A 509-nucleotide genomic window follows, 5' to 3' on the forward strand; every position below is an offset into this window, starting at 1 on the left:
TTCGATGAGGTATTTTTCTTTGTAGTTATATTGCAAACGGCCGTAGTAACCTAAACGAGCTCTGTTATATGCACTACCACCTGTACTTTGTTGAAGCGAACCACCCGCAAAGATTTGGTCAATTGCTGGCGAGATGTAGTTTCTACGGAAAGCACTGAAGTTATCGCCTTTGAAAACCTCTTTCGTTACACCAACCAATGCCGATATATTATTATTAGCACCGATTTTTTTGTCGTAAGTTAAAGCTGCACTCAAGTTGGTATTCAATACTGAGCGATATTCTTGCGTTAGGCGTGGGTCTTTGAAGTTTGAACGAATAGCACCTTCGAGTTTTGGAGTTACGCCATCTGCTTCAAAAGTCTTTTTGTCCCAATAATACAACGACCACGGCGTTTGCCAAGTTTTAGTTGTTCCGCTTGTTCTATCAATCGCTGCTGATAATGATAATTTCAAACCTTCAATCCAAGGGTTAGTGATATTCACCCCACCATTTGCTTGGATATAATCGG

1 protein-coding gene is annotated in these 509 nt (G+C 40.7%); it reads right to left on the reverse strand.

From position 1 onward, the window contains the following. Positions 1-509: SusC/RagA family TonB-linked outer membrane protein (locus IEW58_RS14270; protein WP_229658663.1), on the reverse strand; the 509-nt coding region annotated here is incomplete at both ends.

This window comes from Tsuneonella deserti (genome assembly GCF_014644315.1).
In the GTDB taxonomy this organism is placed as follows: domain Bacteria; phylum Pseudomonadota; class Alphaproteobacteria; order Sphingomonadales; family Sphingomonadaceae; genus Tsuneonella; species Tsuneonella deserti.